The organism is Bacteroides mediterraneensis, assembly GCF_900128455.1.
In the GTDB taxonomy this organism is placed as follows: Bacteria; Bacteroidota; Bacteroidia; order Bacteroidales; family Bacteroidaceae; genus Phocaeicola; species Phocaeicola mediterraneensis.
The window spans coordinates 3,909,056-3,933,070 of record NZ_LT635783.1; the positions used below are offsets into that span (position 1 = coordinate 3,909,056).

Annotated in this window: 16 protein-coding genes; 5 read left to right on the top strand and 11 right to left on the bottom strand. The window is 48.2% G+C overall.

The genetic code is table 11. The features are described 5' to 3' along the window. Window positions 1-18: 18 nt before the first annotated feature. The 4 genes from BQ7480_RS16700 to BQ7480_RS16715 all read left to right on the top strand — a co-directional run bounded on the left by BQ7480_RS16700 (window position 19) and on the right by BQ7480_RS16715 (window position 8,888). Window positions 19-3,054, top strand: coding sequence for a SusC/RagA family TonB-linked outer membrane protein (locus BQ7480_RS16700; protein ID WP_072543728.1), 3,036 nt, complete (start codon window positions 19-21; stop codon window positions 3,052-3,054). A 13-nt stretch (window positions 3,055-3,067) separates the two neighbouring features. Next, window positions 3,068-4,765: a RagB/SusD family nutrient uptake outer membrane protein gene (locus BQ7480_RS16705; RefSeq protein ID WP_072543729.1), complete on the top strand. Its 1,698-nt coding sequence runs from the start codon at window positions 3,068-3,070 to the stop codon at window positions 4,763-4,765. Window positions 4,766-4,851: 86 nt separating this feature from the next. After that, complete coding sequence (locus BQ7480_RS16710) at window positions 4,852-6,456, top strand: glycoside hydrolase (RefSeq protein ID WP_072543730.1); 1,605 nt, start codon at window positions 4,852-4,854, stop codon at window positions 6,454-6,456. Window positions 6,457-6,473: 17 nt separating this feature from the next. Further along, entirely contained in the window at window positions 6,474-8,888 is a 2,415-nt protein-coding gene (locus BQ7480_RS16715; protein ID WP_072543731.1) for a glycoside hydrolase family 2 TIM barrel-domain containing protein, read from the top strand. 193 nt (window positions 8,889-9,081) lie between these two features. Here the strand turns inward: BQ7480_RS16715 and BQ7480_RS16720 are convergent, their stop codons facing one another. Together BQ7480_RS16720 and BQ7480_RS16725 are read right to left on the bottom strand one after the other, a co-directional pair. Beyond that, window positions 9,082-9,567, bottom strand: a complete 486-nt coding sequence (locus BQ7480_RS16720; RefSeq protein ID WP_072543732.1) for an S-ribosylhomocysteine lyase — start codon at window positions 9,565-9,567, stop codon at window positions 9,082-9,084. 6 nt (window positions 9,568-9,573) lie between these two features. After that, window positions 9,574-10,269 (bottom strand): 5'-methylthioadenosine/adenosylhomocysteine nucleosidase, encoded by a 696-nt coding sequence (locus BQ7480_RS16725; protein ID WP_072543733.1) that lies wholly within the window; start codon window positions 10,267-10,269, stop codon window positions 9,574-9,576. An 89-nt stretch (window positions 10,270-10,358) separates the two neighbouring features. Between BQ7480_RS16725 and BQ7480_RS16730 the strand changes: the two genes are divergently transcribed. Next, complete coding sequence (locus tag BQ7480_RS16730; RefSeq protein ID WP_072543734.1) at window positions 10,359-12,851, top strand: glycosyltransferase family protein; 2,493 nt, start codon at window positions 10,359-10,361, stop codon at window positions 12,849-12,851. Between the two features lie 43 nt (window positions 12,852-12,894). Here the strand turns inward: BQ7480_RS16730 and BQ7480_RS16735 are convergent, their stop codons facing one another. From BQ7480_RS16735 to metG, 9 genes are all read right to left on the bottom strand, one after another. After that, on the bottom strand, window positions 12,895-13,668 hold the full coding sequence (locus tag BQ7480_RS16735) for a glycosyltransferase family 2 protein (protein ID WP_072543735.1): 774 nt from the start codon (window positions 13,666-13,668) through the stop codon (window positions 12,895-12,897). Then, window positions 13,661-14,923: a glycosyltransferase family 4 protein gene (locus BQ7480_RS16740; protein ID WP_072543736.1), complete on the bottom strand. Its 1,263-nt coding sequence runs from the start codon at window positions 14,921-14,923 to the stop codon at window positions 13,661-13,663. Before BQ7480_RS16740 ends, BQ7480_RS16735 begins: the two co-directional genes overlap by 8 nt. A gap of 27 nt (window positions 14,924-14,950) precedes the next feature. Continuing rightward, window positions 14,951-16,027, bottom strand: coding sequence for a glycosyltransferase (locus BQ7480_RS16745; RefSeq protein ID WP_072543737.1), 1,077 nt, complete (start codon window positions 16,025-16,027; stop codon window positions 14,951-14,953). A gap of 10 nt (window positions 16,028-16,037) precedes the next feature. Further along, window positions 16,038-17,081: a hemolysin activation protein gene (locus BQ7480_RS16750; RefSeq protein ID WP_072543738.1), complete on the bottom strand. Its 1,044-nt coding sequence runs from the start codon at window positions 17,079-17,081 to the stop codon at window positions 16,038-16,040. Next, window positions 17,065-17,889 (bottom strand): LicD family protein, encoded by an 825-nt coding sequence (locus BQ7480_RS16755; protein WP_072543739.1) that lies wholly within the window; start codon window positions 17,887-17,889, stop codon window positions 17,065-17,067. Before BQ7480_RS16755 ends, BQ7480_RS16750 begins: the two co-directional genes overlap by 17 nt. Continuing rightward, window positions 17,886-19,253 (bottom strand): bifunctional cytidylyltransferase/SDR family oxidoreductase, encoded by a 1,368-nt coding sequence (locus BQ7480_RS16760; protein WP_072543740.1) that lies wholly within the window; start codon window positions 19,251-19,253, stop codon window positions 17,886-17,888. The genes BQ7480_RS16755 and BQ7480_RS16760 overlap by 4 nt, the downstream gene beginning before the upstream one ends. Window positions 19,254-19,310: 57 nt before the next feature. After that, window positions 19,311-20,270 (bottom strand): glycosyltransferase, encoded by a 960-nt coding sequence (locus BQ7480_RS16765; RefSeq protein ID WP_072543741.1) that lies wholly within the window; start codon window positions 20,268-20,270, stop codon window positions 19,311-19,313. Beyond that, window positions 20,271-21,713: a lipopolysaccharide biosynthesis protein gene (locus BQ7480_RS16770; protein ID WP_072543742.1), complete on the bottom strand. Its 1,443-nt coding sequence runs from the start codon at window positions 21,711-21,713 to the stop codon at window positions 20,271-20,273. Window positions 21,714-21,818: 105 nt separating this feature from the next. Beyond that, a complete protein-coding gene (metG, locus tag BQ7480_RS16775; RefSeq protein ID WP_072543743.1) occupies window positions 21,819-23,861 on the bottom strand; it encodes a methionine--tRNA ligase in 2,043 nt (680 codons plus the stop codon). Window positions 23,862-24,015 lie beyond the last annotated feature (154 nt).

Sequence of the window (24,015 nt, forward strand, 5' to 3'; positions counted from 1 at the left end):
AACCAATAATCATAAAACATGAAGAAACAATTTTTAATTGTATGTCTGATGCTGCTCTCGTTGTGTGGCTATGCACAGACACTTACTGTGAAAGGAACGGTAACTTCAGCTTCCGACAAGGAACCTATGATTGGTGCCACCGTGCAGATCAAAGGTACAGGAAATGGAACGATTACCGGATTGGATGGTGACTATACGTTGACGAACGTCTCTTCAAATGCCGTACTGGTCTTTTCTTCTATTGGATATGACACACAGGAAATCCCTGTAAATGGAAAGACAGTCATTAATGTCGTATTGAAAGAAGCTACCGAGTTGTTGGATGAAGTAGTCGTAATCGGTTACGGTACTGTAAAGAAAAGTGACTTGACCAGCTCCATTTCTACTGTAAAAGGAGAAGAAATCACGCAGTCTGTAACGGGTAATGCCATGGATGCCTTGCAAGGAAAAATCAATGGTGTGCAAGTAGCCAGCGGTGGTGGACCGGGTACTACTCCGAAGGTCTTGATTCGTGGTGTCACTACTGTCAACGGTAGTAATCCGCTTTATGTAGTGGACGGTATGCCGGTTGGTGATAACATCAATTTCTTGAACAGCAATGATATTGAATCAATGGAAGTATTGAAGGATGCTTCTGCAGCTGCTATTTATGGTACTCGTGCCTCTAACGGTGTTATCTTGATTACTACGAAAAAAGGTAAATCTGGTAAGGCAAATGTGAACTTTAGTGCTTCTGTAGGTTTCCAGACCATTGCGAAACCGGATATGGCAGATGCCGCTGAATATAAAGAAGTATATAACAAACGTTATACGAACGATGGCTCTACTTCCAACTGGAACGATACGGGAGCTACTACCAATCCGGGCGGAACAGACTGGTGGGATACAGTGGTCAACAAGACTGCCTTGGTTCAGAACTATGCTTTGAGTGTGGCTGGAGGTACAGACAAGCTGGTATATAACTTCAGCTTGGGTTATTACCGTAACAACTCTCAGTTTGATGTAGGTTATTGGGATAAGATTAACGTACGTTTGAACACCGAATATACCTTTAATAAGTATGTAAAGATGGGTGTGGACATTGCGCCTCGTATGGAATCATGGGACGATACACCGAATCAGTTCTCATCTGCCATGTCAATGGACCCTACTACTCCTGTATTCAAACCGGAATCAGAATGGGTAGATAATGAATACAACAATTACCAGCGTTCTTATAACAACCAGACTTGGAACCCGGCAGGTTCTATTGCCCGTTCCAACAGTCATTCACGTGAGATGGGTGCACTCTTGAATGCTTATTTGCAGATTAACCCTATCCAGAAACTGACTTTGCGTACACAGTTTGGTACCAATGCACATTTCCGTCGTTCAGACAGCTTTACACCGGAATTTAGCTTGGACCCACTGGAAAAGACCGATTTGAATGAAATTTCTCGTCAGTCACAGGAATGGTTAGACTGGAACTGGACAAACACCATTACTTATGCCGACACTTTTGCTGAAAAGCATAACTTGAATGTCATGGGAGGTTTCACTGCAGAACGTTATGCATGGTATAACACGAAAGCTTTACGTCGTGATTTGCCGAGCAACATCGATCAGATGCAGGAAGTAAATGCCGGTAATGCAGACAATGCAGAGGCTTATGGTGAAACTACTTTCAACTCCATGGTTTCTTTCCTGGGACGTGTGATGTATAACTACGCTAACCGTTATTATATTTCTGCTTCGTTACGTGCGGATGGTTCATCTCGTTTCCCTGCAGGAAATAAATATGCGTTGTTCCCATCTGTTTCTGCTTCTTGGCGTGTAATCAGTGAGGAATTTATGCAAAACCAGTCAATCTTCAGTGACTTGAAAGTCCGTGGAGGTTGGGGTCGTGTAGGTAACCAGAACATTGACAACAATGCCACTCTGACTTTGTTGGACCAGACACAGTATTATTTTGGTAAGACAAGTACATTGGCAAACGGTTACTTTATTTCTACCGTAGGTAATAATCAGCTGAAATGGGAAACCGTGGAAGACTGGAACGTGGGATTGGATATGTCATTCCTTGAATCTCGTTTGGGCGTGACTTTTGAATATTTCCAGAAGAAGTCAAAGGACATGCTGTATGAAAAACAGAATATCTTCGCAATCGGTTATCCGAACTGGAACAGTACAGTATGGATGAACGTAGGTAGCATGAAGGCATACGGATGGGAATTAGGTTTGGACTGGCGTGATCAGAAGGGTGATTTCTCTTATAACATCGGTTTGAACTTGTCTTCTGTACGTAATAAAGCCATCAAGTTCTCTGGTGATGGACCGATTTATACCGGTGGATTCAACAGTGACCAGATTATCAGCAACGAGGATGGAGGTCTGATTTCTCGTTTCTATGGTTATGTGGCAGACGGACTGTTCCAGAACTGGGAAGAAGTTTATGCGCATACCGACGAACACGGAAATCTGATTCAGCCTAATGCTCAGCCTGGAGATATCCGTTTCAAGGACTTGAATCACGATGGTACTTTGGATGCCAGCGACAAGACTTTCATCGGTAACCCTTATCCGGACCTGATGATTGGTTTGAACCTGGGATTTACGTATAAGAACATTGATTTTGCCGCCAACTTCTATGGTACTGTGGGAAATGATATCTTTAATACGACAAAAGGATATTATTCTGGTGCCAACGGTCAGAATGTATGGGCCGGCACACTGAATAAGGCATGGGATGGTGAAGGAACAAGCAACGACATTCCTCGCTTGTCTTATAACGACCTGAACCTGAACTATCAGCGTGTGTCTAGCTTCTATGTGGAAGATGGCTCTTATTTGCGTTGTAAATTGTTGCAGATTGGATATACCTTGCCTAAACAATGGGTAGGAGGTGCAAACTTGCGTATTTCATTCTCTGCACAGAATCCGTTTACGATTACCGGTTATTCAGGTATGGACCCGGAACGTCCGATGCTGGATGGTAGTGTAATTGAAACAGGTATCGATAACATTGCTTATCCGAACCCGCGTACATTCTTGTTTGGTATAGACTTTAAATTTTAATTCTTGAATAACTATGAAACAGCTATTAGCAATATTAACATTGTTTTCCTCGCTGGCCTTTACTTCTTGCGAAGACTTCCTGACGGAAGAGGTGCGTGGACAGCAGAACCTCGACACTTATTTCACTACAGCCGATGAGTGCGAGTCCTATATTACCGGCTGCTACCAGGATATTACCTGTGGCGGATGGTGGAACATCAATACGGTATGGCTTTTGTCTGAGATGTGTAGTGATGATGCGTGGATGGGAAATACCACACAGAGTCAGAGTGACTATATCTCATTGGCTCATTACCAAGGTAATGGAGCAAGCAATGGTCCGATTTCTAACTTCTGGCAGTATCGTTATAAAGGTATCCTGCGTTGCAATGTGGCTATCGACCGCATCGGAAATGCAGGTCTGGAAGATAAAGAACTTCAGAACCGTTTAGTGGCAGAGGCTCGTTTCCTGCGTGGATATTTCTATTTTGAACTGGCTAGAAACTTCGGAGGAGTTCCTCTGATTACAGAGTTCAAGATGCCGGAAGAAATTCAGGGCATTACTCGTGCTTCGTTGGAAGATACTTATAAGTTTATTGAAGAAGATTTGAAGGCTGCTGCCGAAGTATTGCCTAAACGTAGTGAATATGCCGATGCGGACATGGGACGTGCTACCAGTGGAGCTGCATTGGGTTTGCTGGGTAAGGTTTATCTGTATCAGGAAAAGTGGACAGAAGCTCGTGATGTGTTGCAGAAACTGATTCCGGAATCTGGTTATACAGGAGAAGATGCACAGACTACCGAATATGATTTGCTTCCTGACTTTGGAAATGTATGGAACAAGAACTATGACAACAGTGTGGAAAGCCTTTTCGAAGTGCAATATGAATATCATCCTACATTGGCATTAGGAGGTTCTCTTTCAACGGTGACAGGTGCCCGTAGCTGTGGTGCCGCATTGGGAGACGGATGGGCATGGTGCCAGCCTTCTGCCAACTTGGAAGCTGCTTATAGTGAAGATGATGTACGTCGTGAATGGACAATTATCAAAACTGGATGTACGGAAATCAAAGGAGAAACAGCCGAGAACTTTGAGAAAATCTTGAAGGATAATCAGGACATTGCCAATTATAAGGATTATGTGGAAAGATATAATCTGCCGGAAAATTGCTTGGTAATTGATCCTTCGGGTCATAAATCAGCTCGTATCATCCGTAAATATTATCTTCCATTGGATGACCGTCCAGAAGTGTATAATACTGATAAGAGCCCGCTGAATCATCGTATCTTGCGTTATGCGGATGTATTGCTGATGTATGCGGAAGCTTGCAACGAATTGGGAGATGATACACATGCACAGGTTGCGCTGAACCGTGTACGTAATCGTGCAGGTCTGGCTTCTGTGACTGTGACTGGTAATGACCTTCGTCATGCCATCCGTAATGAACGTCGTCTGGAACTGGCTTTTGAACAGAACCGTTTGTATGATATCCGCCGCTGGAAAGACGACAATGGCAAACCGGTAATCGCCAACTTGATGGGTGAAAATGGTTCATTTGTAAAATGGAACACAGACCCTGCTACCCGTGATGCAATGGAATGGGATAATCAGGGTGAAGCAAGCGACAAAGGAAAATCATTCCGCGAAGACCGTGACCTTCTTTTCCCGATACCTTTGTATGAGGTAACGATGTCTAATGGTTCTATTGAACAGAACCCGAATTGGAACTAATAGGGTAAAAAGATGAATTGATTATGCCATTCAGAGGAATGTCTTAAGTTCTTCTGGATGGCATTTTTATTTAAAATTTTGTAGTGATGAAAAAATATGCAATCATATTGGGCGTTTTGAGTTTGGCCGCATGCAGCGATAACACTCCCGAAAATCCTGGAGAAAATCAGGAAGAAATAGTCAGTGTGGAAAAAAATGTAACGATTGATGCGGGACAGGCTTTTCAGACAATGGTCGGTTTTGGTGCATCCGACTGTTGGACACCTGCGTATATTGGTAAATATTGGACAAGTAGCCGTGACCGTATTTCTGAACTTTTGTTCTCCTCGGAAATTGTGGATGGACAGCCAAAAGGAATCGGACTCTCCATGTGGCGGGTGAATTTAGGCGGTGGAAGCGCAGAACAAGGCGATGGAAGTGGTATTGTAGACAAGTCGCGACGTGCGGAGTCTTATCTGACGGATAACTTGTCGTTAGATTGGACGCGTTGTGAGGGGCAGCGATATTTCATGAGCCGGGCCAAAGAATTTGGAGTGAATGATTTTGTGCTGTTCAGTAATACTCCTCCGGTAAAGTACACCTTGAACGGAAAGGGATTTTCCCAAAATGGAGGCAGTGCGAACCTGAAATCAGAGTGCTATGATGATTTTGCTTCTTATATGGCGGAGGTCGCTAAACATTATGTGGATGAAGGATATCCGGTCAGCCATATCTCTCCGGTGAATGAACCGCAGTATAATTGGGATGGAAATGGTCAGGAAGGTAGTGGCTGGAAAAATGAGGAAGTGGCTAAACTGGCTCGGGAACTTGATGCACAGCTGACTCAAAAGGGGCTTTCTACCAATATTTTATTAGGAGAGTCCGGAGATTGGGAGTATCTTTACAAGGTGAAGGATGATGCGAACCGCAGTAATGTACTTTCGGCCTTTTTTTCTTCTTCATCTCCTGCCTATGTGGGCGATTTGTCGCATGTGGAGAAGTTGATTTGTGGACATAGTTATTGGACAGATGGCACGTGGGATGGAATGCGTGACGTTCGTAAAAAATTGGCACAGGCTGCCGAACAGTATGGGGTAGATGTGTGGCAAAGCGAATGGAGTATGCTGGGCGATAATTATAGCTCGTCGGAATTTGTCGGATATGATGCCGCTTCAGAAATGGATATCGCTTTGTATATGTCGAAAGTCATTCATAACGACCTGACGGTGGCTAACGTTACTTCCTGGAATTATTGGGTAGCGATGGATGTGTCCAGATGGGGACAGAAGAACCGTTTCTTGTTGGTGGCATTGACCCCTAAAGGTTGGGCCGGAGACAAGGAAAGCATAGATAACCTGGAAGAGGAAGGAAGCTTCAATGCGACTTCAACTTTATGGGTATTGGGTAATTACAGTCGTTTTATCCGTCCTGGATACCATCGGATTTCTATGACATTAAATGAGTCGATGAGTTTCTTCGGCTCTGCCTGGATGTCACCGCAGCAGGATTGCATTGTAGCGGTGTACACGAATCTGTCGAGCAAGGGCATTCGTTTGAACGAAACACGTCAGAATTGGGGCGGAGAACCGAAAACCATCAAGACGTATACCACTTCGGGCACCAAGCAACTGGTTGAGAAAGTTGTACAGCAGGGAGACCCCGTGGTGTTGGATGCGGAAAGCGTGACTACTGTAGTGTATGAATTCAAATAGGAACCAATAAATTGAAGATGAAGAATAAGGCGTTTTGGATAGTGTTATTAGGGCTGTTTTCTTGTATGTCGATGCATGCCCAAGTCTCTTTCGGAGAGGCAAAAAAATTTAACGATGGCTGGTTGTTCAGTCTCTCGGATGATAGCCTGAGTGCATCTGTTTCGTATGATGACAGCAAATGGCGGCAGCTGGACTTGCCACACGACTGGTCTATCGAGGGACAGCTTTCACCTTCGCTGGCAAGTTGTACGGGTTATCTGCCGGGAGGAATAGGCTGGTACCGGAAACATTTTCAGCTGACTGATGAGGCCGCACGTCATTATATCTATTTTGAAGGTGTGTATAACCGGAGTGAGGTGTATTTGAACGGACATCTCCTGGGTAAGCGTCCCAACGGTTACATTTCTTTTATGTACGACATGACTCCGTATTTGAAAGAAGGCGACAATGTGCTGGCCGTGCGTGTAGACCATAGCCGGTATGCAGATTCCCGCTGGTATACGGGTTCGGGTATTTACCGGGATGTATGGATGGTAGCGGCACCGGAGATTCATTTGGCACAATGGGGATTAGGCTGGCATGCAACTTCGATTACCGACAAGCAGGCTGTCGTTTCAGTAGAACTGGAAGTCGAAAAGCACGTAAAGGCTGAGGGAAAACTCGAGGTTAAAGCTGCCTTGTATGATGCGGATGGAAAGCTCGTAGCAGAGAGCCAGAAAAGTGTGGCTGGTCATGAAGCGGGACTTTCCAAGCAAACCCTTTCGTTGAAGGTGAAGAAGCCGCACCGTTGGAACCTGAATGATCCTTATCTTTATACATTGAAGGCTGAGCTGTATTGCGATGGAAAGCGGATGGATGGTGCTGTTAGTTCTGTAGGTCTGCGTACACTTCAGTTTGATGCCAACAAGGGATTCGCATTGAACGGACAGTGGATGAAGGTGAAAGGGGTGTGTCTGCATCATGATGCCGGAGTGCTGGGTGCAGTCGTACCGCCGGAGGTTTGGGAAAGACGTTTGAAGAACTTGAAAGCAATCGGAGCGAATGCCATCCGTATGAGCCACAATCCGCAGGCTCCGGTGCTGTATGATTTATGTGACCGCATGGGATTTCTGGTCATGGATGAGGCTTCCGATGAATGGGAATTTCCGAAACGTAAATGGATTCAAGGATGGAATGTGGGAGAACCCAGTTATGACGGTTCTTTCGACTTCTTTGAAGAATGGATTGAACAGGATGTGACGGATATGGTACGTCGCGACCGGAATCATCCGTCTGTCTTTTTGTGGAGTATCGGAAACGAGGTGGATTATCCCAATGACCCTTATTCTCATCCGATATTGGATGGAGCAAAGATTAACCAGCCGATGTTCGGAGGTTACAAGCCCGATGCCCCTGATGCCATGCGGATTGGGGTGATTGCCCAGAAACTGGCGGCTTGTGTGCGAGCCGTAGATACTTCACGCCCGGTTACGGGAGCATTGGCCGGTGTGATCATGTCCAACCAGACGGCTTATCCGGAAGCGGTAGACGTGGTAGGATATAATTATACGGAAGACCGTTATGCAGAAGACCACAAAACTTACCCGAAGCGTATCATTTACGGAAGTGAAACAGGAGTAGGCATTGAGGCTTGGCATGCCGTTCGTGACAATGATTTCATTTTCGGACAGTTCCTTTGGACGGGTACTGATTATCTGGGTGAAGCCGGAAGATGGCCGTCCCGTGGATTGTATACAGGTTTGCTGGACTTCGGCAGTTTTGCGAAGCCGCGTGGTTATTTCCGGGCTTCGTTGTGGAGCGATAAACCGATGACATACATCGGTACTTATCCGGTGAAACCGGGACACAGTTGGCTTTCCATGGATGCTTGGGACAGCTGGAACTATGCTTCGGGCCAGCTGATTCGGGTGGTATGTTATACCAACGCACCACAGGCACGCCTGTTGCTCGACGGAAAGGAAGTCGGACCGATGAAGCCTTACGATGACAAGAGCGGAATCATCTACTGGGACATTCCTTATCAGGATGGAGAACTTCGTGCCGAAGGTTGTGATGAAAGCGGAAAAGTGCTTTCTACCTATACAATAAAGACTTCGGGACGTCCATACGCGCTGCGGGCTACGGTAGATAAGGACGTGTTGTCGCCGGAAAAAGCTACGGCTCATGTTACGATTGAAGTGGTCGATGAGCAGGGCACTGTGGTGAAATTGGGAGACAACGAAGTGACTTGTGAAATTGAGGGTCCCGCTCGTCTTTTAGGATTGGAAGGCTCAGATAACAGTGACATGAGTGATTATACGGATAACCGTCATCGGGCTTATCACGGCCGTTTGCTGGCTTATATCCAAACTACAGGACAGAAAGGAGAGATTCGGGTCAAACTGACTTCTCCGCTTTTGAAAGGAACGGAAGTGGTATTGAAAGCTGAATAATCCTCCTTAGGCAGTACTGCAGTACTCCCCTGAAAGTACTGGAGTACTGCCGAGGAAGTACTACGGTACTGCTTAGGAAGTACTGGCAGAGCACCGGCAGGCTGTCTGAAAGGCGCCTGGCCGGGCTTTTTGTTTTCTGGACCTGCCCTCAGGAGATGCTCTGTGCGTGGCTTTTGGGGCAGGGAGTATGATTTTACAGGGAAGCCGGATAGTTCAGGTTTTCTTCGGTGAGCTGTTCCAGCACTTCGTGCAGGAACTTGGCAGCTTCCCATTTCGCCATGGGCAAGTTCATCATAAGATAGTTGCCGCAATCTTTGGGAGTGGCCCCCGGCACTTCGCCTTCATAGTCGGCAATGAAGCGGAAGGTTTCGTTCATCAGCGGTGCAATGTCTTTGGATTGCAGGTCACCTTTCACTACCAGGTAGTTTCCGGTGAGGCAGCCCATCGGGCCCCAATAGATGATTTTATCGGCCCATACCGGATGGTTGCGTAGGAAAGTGGCAGCCAGGTGTTCGATGGTATGGATGGCCGCAGGGCCTAACGCCGGTTCACGGTTCGGCTCTTTCATGCGGATATCGAAAGTGGTGACCATTTCATTTCCGACTTCATCTTTACGGGATACGAAAATGCCACGTTTCAGATGAATATGGTCTACGGTAAAGCTTGGTATCTTTTTCATGATTCGTTATAGTTTGTTGGGTAATGCTTTCAAGAAAGTCTCGGTCACATGGAAGGAGCGGTCGGCCATTTCCCCCCAAAAGTTCAGGTACTGTTCAAAATGCTTGTCGGCTCCCGGAGTGTCACTGATGATGCGGAAGCTGATGAAAGGCACCTGATAGAGGTAGCATACTTGGGCGATGGAAGCCGATTCCATATCGACAGCCAGTCCCTCAGGGAAGTTATGCTTGATTTCGTCCAGTTCGCTGCGGTCGGTGATGAACTTGTCGCCCGTGCAGATAAGACCTCCGTGAATGGCTGTTTCCGTATCCAGTGAGAGCGCACACTGATAGAGCGTTTCGTTGCCTTGGAAGAACGTCGGGAGACCTTGTATCTGTCCGTAGGCATTGCCTTCGCCGCACCATACGTCGTGGTACACGATTTGCTGGCTGACTACCACATCCATTATTTTCAGGCAGCTGTCGATTCCTCCTGCCACTCCGGTGCTGATGATGCAGTCGGGCTGGAAGGTGCGGATGAGTTCCACGGTACCTGCGGCAGCATTGACTTTCCCGATGCCGCATTGCATCAGAATGATGGTATTGTGCTTGATGGAGCCTTCGATGTAGGTGAAGGGGCCCTCTTTACGTTCAGTCTTGTTCTCGAGTTGGTTGGCCAGTTGCTTCTGTTCGGAAGCCATGGCGGTGATGATTCCTATTTTCATGCGTTAAAAAAGATTTTCAGGGCAAATTTACGACTTTTCAGGCAGTATTATGTTATCTTTGCCTGCCGAAAACATTAATTATGAATAATATGAACTTGTTCAAGAAACTACTGCCCGACGTGGTAGTCATCGTTCTTTTTGCTATCATTTCGTTTGCTTATTTCTTTCCGGCAGTGACCGAAGGACGCATTCTGGCACAGCACGATGCCGTGGCCGGTATCGGTTCGGGACGTGAGATGAGTGAATACTTGGAGAAGACAGGTGAGCGGACCCGGTGGACCAATTCTATCTTTGGCGGTATGCCTACCTATCAGATGTCGCCCAGTTACGACTCGACCGATACGTTGAGCTGGATTCAGAAGGTGTATCACCTCTTTTTGCCGACTTACGTGTGGTATGTGTTTGTAATGCTGCTGGGCTTTTATATCCTGTTGCGGGCTTTTGATTTCAAGGTGTGGATGTCGGCACTGGGGGCTATTCTCTGGGCCTTCTCGTCTTATTTCTTCATCATCATTGCCGCCGGACATATCTGGAAGTTTGTGGCTTTGGCTTATATCCCGCCCACGATTGCCGGTATGGTACTGGCTTATCGGGGGAAACTGCTGGCGGGAAGTATCGTGACCGCTTTGTTTGTCGCGCTTCAGATTATGGCCAACCATCCGCAGATGAGTTATTACTTCTTGTTTGTCATGCTGTTTATGGCGATTGCCTACGGTGTGATGGCATGGCGGGAAAAAAAGATGCCTCAGTTTATCAAAGCTACTGGAGTCTTGATTGTGGCTGGTCTGGTAGGGGTCTGCGTGAACTTGTCGAACCTGTATCACACGTATGAATACAGCAAGGAGACCATGCGTGGCAAGAGCGAACTGGTAAAAGAAAATACTTCGGACCAGACCAGCAGCGGACTGGAACGAAGCTATATCACCCAGTGGAGTTATGGAATCGGGGAAACTTTTTCCTTGCTGGTACCCAATGTGAAAGGAGGTGCTTCTGTACCGTTGGCAAACAATGAAAAGGCCATGGAGAAGGCCGACCCGAATTATATGGGGCTGTATAGCCAGCTGGGGCAATATTGGGGTGAACAGCCCGGTACTTCCGGACCGGTGTATGTAGGTGCTTTCGTGATGTTTCTTTTCATTCTGGGACTGTTTATTGTGAAGGGTCCGATGAAATGGGCATTGGTAGTCGGTACCGCGTTCTCCATCTTGCTCTCCTGGGGGCATAACTTCATGGGGCTGACAGATTTCTTTATCGACTATATCCCGATGTACAGCAAGTTCCGTGCGGTATCTTCTATTCTGGTCATTGCAGAGTTTACCATTCCTTTGCTGGCCATTATGGCATTGAAAGAAGTGGTAGAGCGTCCGCAATTGTGGAATGAATCGCGCAAAGCCTTTTACATCACTTTTGTGTTGACGGGTGGCCTGTCTTTGCTGTTTGCATTGGCACCGAGCTTCTTCTTCCCGTCGTATGTCTCTTCTGCCGAAATGAACGCGTTGCAGAATGCCATTCCGGCCGACCAGCTGGCTCCGATTCTGGTTAATCTGGAAGAGGTGCGTAAATCCATCTTTACGTCCGACGCATGGCGCAGTTTCTTTGTGGTATTGATAGGAGCAGTGCTGTTGTGGGCATATTGCGCCGGGAAGTTGAAAGCCAAACTCCTGGTGGGTCTGCTGGCTTTGTTGTGTTTGGTCGATATGTGGAGTGTCAACAAGCGCTATCTGTACGATGAGCAGTTCGTAGCAAAAGGCACGGAGATGCAGCCTTTCTTGGAACCGTCGGAAACTGACCGGGAGGTTCTGCAAGACAAATCGCTGGACTATCGTGTGCTGAACTTGTCCGTCAATACGTTCAATGAAAACAATACGGCCTACTGGCACAAGAGTATCGGTGGATATCATGCCGCCAAGCTTCGTCGTTATCAGGAGATGATTGACGAACATATCCAAGGTGAGATTACTTCTTTATTTAAGACGTTGCCGGCTGTAAATGCCGATTTGAGTCAGGTGGGCGATACGCTGACACCGGTGCTGAACATGCTGAACACGCGTTATTTCATCATCCCGTTGCAGCAGGGCAAGACCATTCCGGTATTCAATCCGCATGCGTTAGGCAATGCTTGGTTTGTGGAGAAGGTGCAATACGTGAACAATGCCAATGAGGAAATAGAGGCCTTGCATCACGTCAATCCGGCAAAGGTGGCCGTGGTCGACAAGAAGTTCCAGAATGAGGTGAAGGCGTCTGCGGAAGCCGATAGTTTGAATTCGATTGTCTTGACGAATTATGAGCCGAATGCTTTGAAATATGAAGTCAATTCACCGAAAGGAGGAACCGTGGTCTTTGCCGAAATCTATTATCCGGGCTGGCGTTCGTTCATTGATGGAAACGAAGTGCCTCACGGTCGTGCTGATTACATTCTGCGTGCGATGAACGTACCGGCAGGAAAGCATGTCGTAGAATTTACGTTCGACCCGAAATCACTGCATGTGACGGAAACGATTGCTTTTGTGGCACTGGGAATCCTGTTGCTGGCAATCGTCGTAGCTGTGGTATTGGCTTGGAGAAAGCAGAAAAAAGAATAAAGGAAAATTACTTTGAGAAGATAAAACGTCCTGTGGAAAATGCTTACGCATTGGAAACAGGACGTTTCTTGTTTTTTAGGGCCCGAACGACGAACCAGGCATGGTGCATGACGGTAGATACCACTCCATAGTGCTTGCACATGATGTGGAAGCGTTCTTTCAGGGATGCCTTATGGTTGCGGGTGGTCATACCTTCATTCAGGTAATCAATGAGTATCAGGTGAGTGTGATGGAGCACCTTGCTTTTTTTCATGATTCGGATACACCAGTCAAAGTCGGCCGAGAAACGGTAGTGCAGGTCATAGGGTTCTACCAGGTCACGGCGGGCAAAGAAAGCCTGATGGCAGACCAGCATACCTTCCTTGAAGCTCTTCCAGTTCAGATTTTCGGGGGGACTGAGACGGCGCATGTGCAGAAAGTGTCCTTCTTCGTCCACGATGGCCGTGTCGCCATATAGCACATCCGGCAGGGTCGATTCCGTCAGAGAATGTACCATGAGCTGGAGGGTATCGTCTTCGTGCAGCTCATCGCCGGCATTCAGGAAACAGAGGTAATCGCCGGTAGCCAGCCTGATACCTTTGTTCATGGCGTCATACAGTCCTTTGTCCGGTTCGCTCACCACCGTGTGTATGTGTTCCTTGTACTGGTCGACAATCTGTAGCGTACGGTCTTTCGACCCTCCGTCTACGATGATGTATTCCACATTCTTGTAGGTTTGCGTGATGACACTTTGAATGGTATCTTCCAATACGGCTCCGGCATTGTAAGTGACGGTAATGATAGAGAACTTAGGATGTAAGTGGTGAAAATTATGCATTTTTTCCGGTAATGTGATTGTATATTTGAATGTACTGGCTGGCGATGGTGGTCTCTGAATAGGTGGTCACCGCTTTGCGGTAAGCTTCTGAACTCAGGGTTTCATAGTCGCCTTCGGTGAGGGTCCAGCAGATGCCATTGGCCAAATCTTCAGCCGATTTGTATTGAGCTACATAGCCATTGTGGAGGTGGTCAATCATTTGTGGGATACCGCCTACATTGAATCCTACACAAGGAATACCGCAGGCCATTGCTTCTACAATGGTGTTGGGCAGATTGTCTTGCAAGGAAGGAGTCACGTAAAGGTCGACGGCATTGTAGATATCCACCAGTTCTTTTTCGTTGCTGACATAGTTCATCGGGTAAATGGGGAAGGGGAAGAGTGACTTGCACTGTTCGGCTTGGCTTCCCAGCACCACTACGCCTAATTGCCGACTGAGTTCCGGCTCTTGTTGGGCCAGCAGTTTGCAGGCTTCTATCAGGTAGTCGATACCTTTCCGCTTGTCGGTGATTTTCATCGAACCGAATAGTAGCAGTTTTTTGTCGGTGGGAAGATGTAACTTCTCGCGGGCAAACTTTTTGGCCCGTGGCTTGAACAGGTTGGTGTTGATGGCATTGGGGATATTGGTGATGGTATGTCCCTGAAGCAGGACACTTTTACGGGCCATGGCTTCCAGCCATCGGCTACAGGCGATGAACGTGATAGGTGCCGTAGCATAGAGCTTTTGTTTCTTGTGAAAAGTATTTTCCGACAAATCATGGCGATGGGGCTTTAACAGGAGCGGGCAGTCATGACATTCCGTGGTGTATTTCTCACATTCTCCTGAATAGTGGCAAATGCCGGTAAAAGGCCACATGTCGTGTAGCGTCCATACCACGGGCTTGCCAGAAGCAAGAATACGCTGTATGTCTTTCAGTGAGAGCATTCCCTGATTAATCCAATGCAGGTGGATGACATCGGCCTGGCGAAACTCGGGTAAGGAGGTGATGTCTGTTCCTGTATTGGCGATGTCGACAGCGAACAGGTTGTGGCGCTTGAACCCGTTGGCTGCCCAGATGACAATGCGTTCCCACGTGAATTGCCAGATTCTGCGCCATGATTTCTTGAGTGAGACGACAGTTACCTGGTCGGTCTGTTTGCTGCGGACCAACATCTTGGCTTTTATCCCGTTGTTTTTCAAGGCTTCCATCAGCCGGTTGGCGGCAATGGCGGCACCTCCTATACGTTCAGCTGTATTGATGATAAGTACTCTCATGGCGTGTCGTTCAAATTTTCTGCAAAGTTAGGAGTTTTTTGCACTTATGTGCAACAGTCTTTCGGCAATTTCCTTACTGAATAGGGCCAAATTAAATCGTTCTTCTCCTAGTTTCCGGGCATTTCGTCCCATTCGTTCCGCATCTTCCGGATGGGTATGCAGGTAGCGGATAGCTTTTACCCAGCCTTCCACATCACCATATTCCACCGCAATGCCGATTCCTTCTTTTTCAATGTCAATCTCGAAGTTGGGATTCTTTGAGCAGATGACCGGGATGCCCAGTGCGTATGCTTCCACTAAGGTGGTGAGCCCTACGGTATAAGGAAAGTCCAGACAGCAGATGACAATGACTTTTTTCTGGGCCACTTTCTTTGCCAGCTCGTAAGGGATGACTCCTTCGGTGTAGTGGATGTGGATGTTGTCGGTCAGTGTCAGGCTGTCGGCTATCTGTTTGTAATTGAGATAGCCACATTCTTCTGCAATGAAGACCTCCAAGTCTTCCTCCGTCTGTGAGAAAGCTTCCAGCATGGTTTTCAGGTCGCGGTTTTCTTTTCCTGTCGAGATGTAACCTTCCCGTGGTTGTGGGGGAAGCTCCTTGAGCAGGTGGTCGTAGAAAGCCAGGTCCGGTCCCCAGTGAATCAGCTCCAGCTTATGTTCCGGCACTTTGTGGGTGGCGATGGAATCTTGAATCAGTTTCCGGCTGAAGAGGAACATGTGGTCGATGCCTCGGTAGAAGAAACGGGAGATGGCTTCTTTCAGCCGATGAGGTGACTTGCGCAAAGCGGTGTGATGCCATATCACAATGGGTTTCCGATACAGGCCGAGGGCCCGCAAGAAGATTACCAGTTCCAAACCCCGGAAAGAGGTGCCGTAAAGCACCTCATATTTCTCTTTGCAGAAAAGAATTTCTTTGGTAGCATAGAGCATCAGTTTCCATCGGCTGGAGAAGGCTTTGTAACGATGCATCACCGACTGGATGCCGTAGTTTTCCAGCAAAGGCAAGCCATACAGAATATGTCCGGGAAAGCGGAAGTCTTTCCATTCTTCATAACTTTCCCGTGTGAGGCGAGTGTGATAGAAATAAATATTGAGTTTTGGATTCATGTCTCAGGAATTAACGCCATTTGTTACGTCCTAACCATTTATTGATGCGGTTGATCAATGCTTTTCCAATGTTCTTGAAATTTCCGTGGCATAGGTTCAAGTAGAGCTCTTCGAACGAGCGTCCGATTTTAATCCACGGATGCCCCCAGGCCATGATACGGAACATCCGGTTTTTGTAGCCCACATTCTCAATGACATAACGCGGGTGTTTCAGCGGGAAGTTCAGTTCATGGCGTTGCATGGTAAAAATGCGGCGATATCCTTTTGGAAGCAAGTCGTTGCTTCCGCCAAAGTGAGTGGAACCGGCGGTGGCTCCCAGGTTATTAATCATGTTCTTGGCCGGGACAATGCTCAGGCCGGAATTAAAGAATATGGCTGCATGAAAGATGGTTTCATAATAAGCTTTCCCGCTTTCCCGATGGTGACGGCAAAACTCGATAAATTCTTTCTGGTATTTTCTTTCTTTGATGTATTCTTCCAGTTGTCGCAGGTTGAAAGCATCATCCAGGAAACTATAGTGTTCATCCCATTGGTCGATGACACGACGCCAGCTGGCCCATCCTGAGATGGAGAAAGTCGTAGCAAAGAAATAATCATACGGCATATCTTTACTGATTTCATCGTAGTTTATTCCCGTAATCATACTGATACGTGTGTCATGCTCATATTTGTCCAGCAGTTCTTTGCAGAATGGGAAAAAGGAGAGTGAAGGAATGTCATCGTCTTCAAGTACAATGCATTTCTCGACAATGGAAAAGGCCCATTTTTGGGAAAGATATTCAGATGGGTCACAACCAAAATTCTTTTCCTGATACCATTGATGCACTTCACATTCCCAGTCTATTTCATCGACTATCTTTCGGCAAGCCAAAATGCCGGGCATATCTTTTTCTCCTCTTGGACCATCCTGATAGAGGAACAGCTTGGAAGGACGAGCCTTTTTAACTTGTTCGAATACGGCAGACAGAGGTTCAGGGCGGTTGAAAAACAGAATCAAAACGGCCACATCAACAAGGGCCGGATTGCTATGTATGGGTTTATTTGTTGTTTCCATGATTTATAAGTTCCGGATGTACATAAATGGCATGTATCTTGCGTTTATCCTCTGGCGGGATTTCCATGTAATTCTTGTAGAGGTCTTTCAGGTAGGCGTCCGGGTTGTGCGGAGCCGGAAATTCTTTTCCTTCAAAGGTCATGCGGCCCAGCGGGAAGATGGAATCTTTGCGGTGCATGATGCCATATCCGTTGTTGATAAGGATATTGGACATATAAGTACCTTTCGGATAAAGAAGGTTGAGCAGTCCCCAAAGAGTCCGGTAAAGACCATACTTGGCATGAAACCAGAAGTATTCGGCAAAGGCACGCAGGGAATAGTAATGTGCCTTGTGCAGGATGGAGTAGCTGGTAGAAATGCCTTTGGTCAGTTTCTTTACCCATGATTTCGGTACGCTGGGATAATCGATAAAGGGGAAAATGTCGATGTAAAGTCCCTTCTGGTAGGGGGCCTGCATGTTATCTCCGCTTTCGATGTACAGTGAGTTCAGGTCGCGCACCTTGACAATCGGTTCCTTGTGGGTAGGGTCGCTTTCCGAAGTCTGCAGGAAGAGTCCTTCGCGCAGTTCCTGAGGGGCTACGCGGATAAACTGTTTCAGCCCTTCCAAGGTCATGGCAATGTCGATGTCGTCGTCCCAGGGGATGAATCCTCCGTGACGGATGGCTCCCAGCAGGCTTCCGCCATCCAGCCAGTAGTCAATCCGGTGCTTCCGGCAGATGCGGTCTACTTCTTCCAGGATGGAGAGCTGCTTTAATTGGCAAACTTTCAGGTTTTGCTTTACATATTCAGTCAGGAACGGATTGTTCATAATGTTTCCCGTTTTACGTCAATCACTTGTCCGGTATAGTCGGAGGCTAAGGTTCTCAGGGTGGCTTCGGCCACTTTTTCTGCCGATAGCAGAGTGTCTTCCGGCTCGATGCCGAAGTTGTGTACCCGCATCGGGGTCTTGGTCCGTTCCGGGTTGATACAGTTGATATGGATACCGAAACTTTCCCATTCTTGGGCAATGGCCTGTACAAAGTTCACGATAGCCGCTTTCGTCGACGAGTAGATGCTGTAGAAAGCGCGCCCACGGGTGTAAGAGCTGGAGGTGAAGAAAATCAACTGTCCCTTGGTCTCTTTCAGGTAGGGGAAGGCTTCCAGGGCCACGTTGACTGTACCCATGTAATTGGTCTGTACTGCCGACTGGATGGTCTCGTAAGAGGTGGAAATCAACGGTTCTTTGTTGAGTACCCCCGCCGTATTGACTACGAAGTCGATGCGTTTCTCTTTCTGGTAGACCGATTCCAAGGCTTCCTTCACTGCCTGTCGGTTACCTACATCCGTATGGTTGAGGCTACGGGAGAAACAGTACACCTTTCCGCTTTTTTCTTGCAGCATGCGGGCGGTCTCAGCGCCGATGCCGTAGCTTCCTCCGAAGATGACAGCCACTTTGTCGCGGAAGGTCTCTTCTTGAATCGGTTCGTGGTTCAGCTCACTTTTCCGGAGCTGGAAGAACTTGTCGAGGAGATACGTATCCTCCTTGTAGGTCAGCTTCATGTTGCTTTCTTCCCCTTGTACCACGTAGATGGGTACTTCCGGCAGATATTTCTTCACTACGCCACAGTCGTCCGTCACTTTGAAGTTCGGGTCTTTCAGCGCAATCTGGTAGGCCTTCCGGATGGTGTCGATGGCAAAAGCCTGCGGAGTCTGTCCGCGTCTCAGTCGGGAACGGTCCGGAATCTGGCAGATGAAATCATCTTTCACTTCGATGATGGTATCGGCAGAAGGCAGGGCCACGTCAATCGCCTCATATTTGTCGAGCGCTTCAATCACGTCATTGAGGATGCGCTGGCTGATGAGCGGGCGTACGGCGTCATGAAAAATCAGGTTGACATCACTGTCGGCGTAGGCTTCAATGGCAGAAAGACTGGAATCGTACCGTTCTTTTCCCCCTTTGAGGATTTTCTTGATTTTCTTCCATCCGTTTTTGATGACGATGTTCTCAAATTCAGAAATATAGAACGGGTTGGAGACGATGGCAATCTCGTCGATGTGGGGATTGCGTTCGAAGGCGTCTACCGTGTGTTCCACGACCATCTTTCCGGCCACCTTGAAGAATTGTTTGGGAGTGGAAAGTCCCAAGCGGCTTCCTACTCCTCCGGCTAATATGACTGCAATGTTCTTTTTCATGCGTTTTATGGACGATAAGTTGTGACAAAAATACGAAATCTTGCTCACCTCACCAATTTAAAGGTAAAAATAAGTATTCCCGTAGGCCCGTATCATCGGATAGCAGAAACTTCTTACGTAGCTGAGCAGTCCTTTTTGCTGTGGATAGAAGTAAATCAGGTGTTTGAACCGCATGCACAGCAGACACAGACGGTACAGGCTGATTGGATCTTTTTTCAGCAACAGGCCGCTGAGGCGGTGACTCAGGGATTGTTGGTCTTTGCTGGTATGCCGATGGATGTAGCTGTAGAAAAACTGCCAGGTGGTCAGTCGCTGTTGCTCACGGAACTTGCGGAAACCATAGAAGTAGGGTTGCCAGGTCGGTTTCTTGACCAGATAGGCTGCATATTGCGCGTTAAGCCGGTTGATGGCGGAGCCTTGGTGCGGGCGGTGCCAGTTGAGCGGCTCGTTCACGCAGGCGATACCTTTTCCCAGTTGGGCATTGACGCTCAGCCACCAGTCGTAGAGGATGTGTCCGTCCCATTCCGTAAAGACCTGCCGGATGAAGTCACGGGTCAGCAGCATACTGTGTCCGGGGGTACTGTCGTAAAACAGCAGGTATTCCAGGTTGTGGCGGGGAATGACCACTTTTTTCATTTGCCCTTCTTGGTAAACGGCATCGGTATGATAGCCGGAAATGCAGAGGTCGTGTGTGCCGATGGCGGCTACCTGTTTGGCAATTTTTTCCGGGTACCAGATATCGTCCTGGTCGGCAATGGCGATGAAATCTCCGGTTGCCTTTTTCAGTGCATTCTCAAAGTTGCGGTTGAAGCCGAGGTTTTGCGGATGCTGTTCAATTCGGATAAAAGGATATTGCGCGGCATATTCCCGGGCGATGTCCAACGTATGGTCGGTAGACCCGTCGTCCTGAATAATCAGTTCGTGGATGGGATAAGTCTGGCAGACGATGCTGTCCAGTTGTGTTTTCAGGAAGCGTTCGCCGTTGTAGGAGCAGAGTACGATGGATACAGTTTTCATTTAGCTTTTCTTTTTGAGCAAGTAGTTCAGGCTTTCTTTGAAGGTGACGGAACCGCTGAGCCAGATAATGAGCGGATACAGTATTCCGGCAGAGAGGATTTTCAGGGTTACCAGCCAATAGATGTTTTCGATGGAACGGGTCAGGAAATAGACACCTCCCATGATCAGGGCAGCGATGAGGCCGAACGAACAGACATCTTTCACGGCATGGAAGAGGCTGAGCCTGATTTCCCGCCACACGAAATAGTGCCATACCAGCAGCCACCCCACGTTGATGGCGATATATACCAGAATCATGCGGTGGATGCCGTATGGATAGAGCAGGTACATCACCACGAGCTGGCTGGTGCCCTGCGCGATGGTGTTCCACATGAAGAGGTTGGATTTTCCTTTGCTGATGAGCAGGTTGGTGTACAGGTTGGTCACTGGCAGGAAGGCACCCCCTATGGCCAGCAGTTGCAGGATGTGGGCACTGGGCAGCCATTTGCTGCCGATGGTCAGGGTGATCATCTCCGGGGCGATGAGGGACAGGCCCAGCATGACCGGGAAAGAGATGAAGGCCGTAAAGCGGAGCATCTTGCGGAACACACGGCACTGGCGTTCAGGGTCGTCGGCCACCTGACGCAGTACGGGAAGGGCCACACTGCTCACCATACCCGTAATCAGGGAGTGCCCCATCAGATTCCATTTGTTGGCCTGGTTGAATTGTCCTACCTCCCGCTCAGAGTAATAACGTCCCAGGATAATGGAGAACAGGTTGTTGTTGAGGTGATTGAAGATATTGGTCAGCAGGAGTTTGCTGCTGAAGCCGACCATGCTTCTCAGGGGAGTGAAATCAAAATGGAATGTTGGTCGCCAGGGAGAGAAATACAGGTAGCACAGGTTGATGACCGCCACGTAGACAATGCTTTGCGTGGCAATTCCCCAGTAAGAATAGCCCAGCAGGGCCATGGTGACACCGGTGGTACCGGATACCAGTAAGGCGATGATGCTCGACAAGGCTTTCTGCTTGACCATCAGGTTGCGGAAGAGATAAGCACTGTGGGGAATCCCCAGACTGGCAATGAAGAAGCCCAGGAACGAGTAACGCGCCAGGGGAACCAGTGCGTCATTGTGGTAGAAATCGGCAATAAGCGGGGCACATCCGGCCAGAATCAGGTAGAGGGTCAGGCTCAGTCCGCTACAGAACCAGAATACCGCGTTGTAATCCTGATGGGTGATTTCTTTCTTGTTGACCAAGGCCGCGGTGAATCCGCTTTCCTGTAAAGAGCCGGCAATCAGGGAGAAAATGCTCAGCATGCCCACCATTCCGTAGTCGCTGTCGTTCAGAATGCGGGCTGTCACGATGCCGAAGGCCAGGTTCAGTACCTGCATGGCTCCGTTGTTGATACCTCCCCAAAGTAGTCCTTTGGCGGTTTTTTCTTTTAAAGAGTGTTCGGGCATGCTCGTTTCTTAGATGTAATGGAACAAACCACGCAGACCTCCATGGACGGGCCAAAGAAATCTGCGTGAGTCTGTTTGCATATAAATGGAGTGGGAAAAGCGGGATTATTTTACCTCACTTCCCGGTTTTACTTCGTTCAAAGTGGTAGTCACGGACAAGGAACCGTCGAAGTTTTCTGCGCTGAGAATCATACCTTCGCTTACCAGTCCGTTTTTGAACTGACGCGGAGCCAGGTTGGCAATGAACAGTACCTGCTTGCCTACCAGCTCTTCCGGTTTGTAGTGCTGGGCAATACCGCTGACGATGGTACGGTTTTCCAGTCCGTCGGCAATCTTGAATTTCAGCAGCTTCTTCATCTTGGGTACGTTTTCACATTCCAGCACCGTACCTACACGGATGTCCAGCTTTTCAAATTCCTCGAATGCGATGGTCGGTTTGATGGGGTTGGCCTTGTAGTTGGCAGCCTCGTTGGCTTTCTTGGTAGCCAGCAGTTTGTCCACCTGTGCCTGAATCACATCATCTTCAATCTTTTCGAACAGCAGTTCCGCCTTGTTCAGCTGATGACCTTCCGCCAGCAAGTCGGTACGTCCCAGCTGTTCCCAGTCGAAGCTTTCCATGTTCAGCATCTTACGCAGTTTCTCAGAACTGAACGGCAGGAACGGTTCGAAAGCAATGGCCAGATTGGCTACCAGCTGCAAGGCAATGTTCAGGATGGTTGCCACCCGTCCCATGTCGGTCTTGGCCAATTTCCAAGGTTCGGTATCAGCCAGGTATTTATTCCCGATGCGGGCCAGGTTCATGGCTTCCTTCTGTGCATCGCGGAACTTGAACACGTTCAGCAGTTTTTCCACTTCTGCTTTTACGTCGGCAAATTCTTTCAAGGTGTCACGGTCGTAGTCGTTCAGTTCACCGCAGGCCGGTACCTTGCCGTCAAAGTATTTGTGTGTCAGTACCAAGGCGCGGTTCACAAAGTTTCCATATACTGCTACCAGTTCGTTGTTGTTGCGAGCCTGGAAATCTTTCCAGGTGAAGTCGTTGTCTTTAGTTTCCGGAGCGTTGGCGGTCAGCACGTAACGCAACACATCTTGTTTGCCCGGGAAGTCCTGCAAGTATTCGTGCAACCATACGGCCCAGTTGCGGGAAGTAGAAATCTTGTCGCCTTCCAGGTTCAGGAACTCGTTGGCCGGTACGTTGTCCGGAAGGATGTAACTTCCTTCGGCTTTCAGCATGGCCGGGAACACGATGCAGTGGAACACGATATTGTCTTTTCCGATGAAATGAATCAGGCGGGTTTCAGGGTCTTTCCACCATTTTTCCCATGAATCGGGCAGCAGTTCCTTGGTGTTGGAGATATAGCCGATAGGTGCATCGAACCATACGTAGAGCACTTTGCCTTCTGCACCTTCCACCGGTACCGGAATACCCCAGTCGAGGTCACGGCTCACAGCACGCGGCTGAAGTCCCATGTCCAGCCAGCTCTTGCACTGTCCGTACACGTTCGGACGCCATTCCTTGTGGTCTTCCAGAATCCACTTGCGCAGCCATCCTTCGTGTTTGTCCAACGGCAAGTACCAGTGTTTGGTTTCCTTCATGACAGGCTGGCTTCCGCTGATGGCACTTTTCGGGTTGATTAGTTCAGTGGGCGACAAAGTGCTGCCGCATTTTTCGCACTGGTCACCGTAGGCACCTTGTGCATGGCAGCGCGGACATTCCCCCGTGATGTAACGGTCGGCCAGGAAGGTATGTGCTTCCTCGTCGTAATACTGCATGGAAGTCTTTTCGATGAATTCATGCTTGTCGTACAGTTTACGGAAGAAATCAGAAGCCATTTGGTGATGGGTCGGAGAAGATGTACGTCCGTACACATCGAATGAGATACCAAATTCCTTGAAAGAATCCTTGATGAGGGTGTGGTAGCGGTCCACGATATCCTGTGGAATGACGCCTTCTTTCTTGGCACGGATGGTGATGGGTACCCCGTGTTCGTCGGAACCACCAATGAAGAGCACATCTTCTTTTTTCAGGCGCAGGTAGCGCACATAAATATCGGCCGGTACGTAAACACCTGCCAGATGGCCGATATGGACCGGGCCGTTGGCATAGGGCAGTGCCGATGTCACGGTCGTCCGTTTGAATTTCTTTTCCATATACGTATATAGTTTATTTTTAAGTTGCAACCTTACGGTTTGCAAAGATAGCGAAAGGCGAGGGCAGAGACAAACGAAACACAAAGTTTTTCAATTTGGCCATGCCGAGTTGTTTCCTACTTATTAAAAGATTAGGGATTATTGGGGGAATTAG

What these genes read in the sequence shown, in the direction of transcription:
- BQ7480_RS16760 (WP_072543740.1), bottom strand. Translation starts at nt 19,253, where the DNA reads ATGAAAAAGAACATTGCAGTCATATTAGCCGGAGGAGTAGGAAGCCGC.
- metG (WP_072543743.1), bottom strand. Translation starts at nt 23,861, where the DNA reads ATGGAAAAGAAATTCAAACGGACGACCGTGACATCGGCACTGCCCTAT.
- BQ7480_RS16720 (WP_072543732.1), bottom strand. Translation starts at nt 9,567, where the DNA reads ATGAAAAAGATACCAAGCTTTACCGTAGACCATATTCATCTGAAACGT.
- BQ7480_RS16710 (WP_072543730.1), top strand. Translation starts at nt 4,852, where the DNA reads ATGAAAAAATATGCAATCATATTGGGCGTTTTGAGTTTGGCCGCATGC.
- BQ7480_RS16750 (WP_072543738.1), bottom strand. Translation starts at nt 17,081, where the DNA reads ATGGAAACAACAAATAAACCCATACATAGCAATCCGGCCCTTGTTGAT.
- BQ7480_RS16745 (WP_072543737.1), bottom strand. Translation starts at nt 16,027, where the DNA reads ATGAATCCAAAACTCAATATTTATTTCTATCACACTCGCCTCACACGG.
- BQ7480_RS16735 (WP_072543735.1), bottom strand. Translation starts at nt 13,668, where the DNA reads ATGCATAATTTTCACCACTTACATCCTAAGTTCTCTATCATTACCGTC.
- BQ7480_RS16765 (WP_072543741.1), bottom strand. Translation starts at nt 20,270, where the DNA reads ATGAAAACTGTATCCATCGTACTCTGCTCCTACAACGGCGAACGCTTC.
- BQ7480_RS16770 (WP_072543742.1), bottom strand. Translation starts at nt 21,713, where the DNA reads ATGCCCGAACACTCTTTAAAAGAAAAAACCGCCAAAGGACTACTTTGG.
- BQ7480_RS16755 (WP_072543739.1), bottom strand. Translation starts at nt 17,889, where the DNA reads ATGAACAATCCGTTCCTGACTGAATATGTAAAGCAAAACCTGAAAGTT.
- BQ7480_RS16705 (WP_072543729.1), top strand. Translation starts at nt 3,068, where the DNA reads ATGAAACAGCTATTAGCAATATTAACATTGTTTTCCTCGCTGGCCTTT.
- BQ7480_RS16730 (WP_072543734.1), top strand. Translation starts at nt 10,359, where the DNA reads ATGAACTTGTTCAAGAAACTACTGCCCGACGTGGTAGTCATCGTTCTT.
- BQ7480_RS16715 (WP_072543731.1), top strand. Translation starts at nt 6,474, where the DNA reads ATGAAGAATAAGGCGTTTTGGATAGTGTTATTAGGGCTGTTTTCTTGT.
- BQ7480_RS16740 (WP_072543736.1), bottom strand. Translation starts at nt 14,923, where the DNA reads ATGAGAGTACTTATCATCAATACAGCTGAACGTATAGGAGGTGCCGCC.
- BQ7480_RS16700 (WP_072543728.1), top strand. Translation starts at nt 19, where the DNA reads ATGAAGAAACAATTTTTAATTGTATGTCTGATGCTGCTCTCGTTGTGT.
- BQ7480_RS16725 (WP_072543733.1), bottom strand. Translation starts at nt 10,269, where the DNA reads ATGAAAATAGGAATCATCACCGCCATGGCTTCCGAACAGAAGCAACTG.